General features: G+C 31.6%; 2 protein-coding genes. One reads left to right on the top strand and one right to left on the bottom strand.

From position 1 onward, the window contains the following. The first annotated feature begins 334 nt into the window (after positions 1-334). Positions 335-1,720 carry a hypothetical protein gene (locus ACFIL3_RS09770; protein ID WP_375634976.1) on the top strand — a complete coding sequence of 462 codons (1,386 nt, stop codon included), beginning with the start codon at positions 335-337 and terminating at the stop codon, positions 1,718-1,720. Between the two features lie 64 nt (positions 1,721-1,784). Here the strand turns inward: ACFIL3_RS09770 and ACFIL3_RS09765 are convergent, their stop codons facing one another. Continuing rightward, on the bottom strand, positions 1,785-2,012 hold the full coding sequence (locus ACFIL3_RS09765) for a DUF6290 family protein (RefSeq protein ID WP_375633767.1): 228 nt from the start codon (positions 2,010-2,012) through the stop codon (positions 1,785-1,787). Between the last annotated feature and the right edge of the window lie 168 nt (positions 2,013-2,180).

The following is a 2,180-nucleotide window of genomic DNA, read 5'->3' as shown; positions in this document are numbered from 1 at the left end:
TTTGCAAGTTTTTCAGTGGTTTTCATGTGTGTTTCTTTTTGTAAACAAGACAATAAAAAAACCCCGCAAAAGCAGGGTTCTGAACAATCATATAAACTTATAAGAAAGGTTATACCTTTACCGTAATTCTAGACGCAATTCGACTAGTACAGCAACGCCATAAAACACTATTTTTCATATCCTGTCAACAAAAAAAATCACTATATTGTGTATTTTTTATTTTTTTCACCTAAATCTAGTATCTTTAGCACCCAATAACTCACAATTGTATCCTCTAAACGAATCAATTATACGGAAGCACTAAATTATTGATTAGCAAAAAGTGGGGGGAATAATGGAAATAATTATAGTCATAGGAGGAATATTAATAGCAGCAAATATGATCTACCACATTTCGAAGGTAGGAGAGAAAGGTTGGAATGTAGGATTCGAAAATACGATTTTATTAATCATAATAATCGATGTGTTTTTATATTTTGAATTCTCAGTGAACATATTACTAATAATAGCAACTTTACTGTCTTTTAGGAGCTATTTAAGAATAAATGACTATGAAGAACAATTCGAGTTACTTCAGGAACAGAAAAATCGAGAAATAGAAATATACAAAGAACAAATTACGAAATGGGATAAAAGTCTTTTAAAAAAAACTCGAAAAATATCGCAAAAATGGATTAGGCAATGGAATAAAGAAATTAAACAGTGGGAAAAGGATATACTAAGAATAAAAGATCCCATAATGATAGGTGAAGATTATGAACATCACCATCCCATCATAAAAGAGATCTGTACTCAAGGATATAAAGAAATACCGTTTCTCTATAAGAAAGCTTTGGAAACAGAACCTTCTGCTGAGCATTGCGAAAAAATCAATGTATTCAAGAAACACATAGCTTTTAAGAAAAGCTATCTAAAAACAATGCGACTCATGAAAAAAAACGGGATAGTTGTTGAAAAAATCGTAGATCCCCTTACAGAAAAAACATGTCATAAACCTACAATGTTTTTGTTGCATTGGTGGTTATATGTGGTTGATGATATGATCATAGCCGAGTACGAAAAACAAGCGTTACATGGGTTTTATAAAAATGATAAATCGCTTGACATCTACTGGGATGAAATGTCTAAAAATACAGAATACGAAGAGATAGAAGAAATACTGAAATCATGGCATTTGCCTCCTAAGTATGAATGCCTAGTAGGGATAAAAAAATATTTACTGACATTGTTGTATGACATTTCGGATGACTATAGAATAGCAAGAGAAATTTTTATTCATTATAAGCGTCTTCTTGAAACTGTTACAGAAGGATATATTTCTTTAGATGAAGACCGTTATACCGAAGAGGTAAAATGGAAGGTAAATGAGTGTAAAGAGAAAGATAAAGAACTCATAAATGAAAAAGATAATTATAATCTATACATTTCTGAAAATATTCCAACATTTGAGAAAACTTATAAATTAGGAACAATAGAACAAATTAAATCAGCAAGTAAAAAATGCTATAATAGATTTATCTATTGGGATATGCTCGTAAATATAATAAATTCAAGAGAGAAACTACAAATTATCTTCGGTGAAGAAAAGGTGAATGCACTGAAAAAAGCTATAAAGGAAGAATACAAACAATTTCATATCGAAAAGCAGGAGACAATTTTCGAAAATAAAGATTTTCATTACAACAAATCCTACGAGCATTTGGTAGAATATTTGTTATAAACCAATACGATTATGCGCTTTTGTGAAAAATATTTGTCCAGACTTTGCTTCAGTTTTCTAACACCTAATCGTCCAAGCCAAGCTCTTTCCTCACCTCTTCAGAGCTATAAAAAGTACCCTCTCCCCTTCGAACGCGCTCTCTTACTTGTGAAGCTAAATAATAATCCTCTGCTTCCTCTATTCCATGTTCAATAATCTCGCGTAAATAAAAAGACTTTGTACGTCCTGTCTTAGCAGCTAAATTATTCAAACGTGTTTCGAGATCACTTGGCAATCGAATAGATATCGTCATAACACAATCCTCATATTTGTATTCACTGTAATACAAATACAACGAATTGTACAGAAAAACGTTTCGCGTCATAGCGAAAGAAACAACATACAACATTTACCATTTAGTTTTTCTGTCAAAATATTTATGAAGCGCGTTAAGAGCGACCCGCAATGAATTCACAAGATG

This window comes from Bartonella sp. CE47NXGY (assembly GCF_042195415.1).
Lineage (GTDB): Bacteria > Pseudomonadota > Alphaproteobacteria > Rhizobiales > Rhizobiaceae > Bartonella.
The sequence above is the reverse complement of the archived record's forward strand: the minus strand, read 5'-3'. Positions and strand labels throughout refer to the sequence as shown.

Excerpts from the sequence above, each read along its gene's own strand:
- ACFIL3_RS09770 (WP_375634976.1), top strand. The coding sequence starts at position 335 with ATGGAAATAATTATAGTCATAGGAGGAATATTAATAGCAGCAAATATG.
- ACFIL3_RS09765 (WP_375633767.1), bottom strand. The coding sequence starts at position 2,012 with ATGACGATATCTATTCGATTGCCAAGTGATCTCGAAACACGTTTGAAT.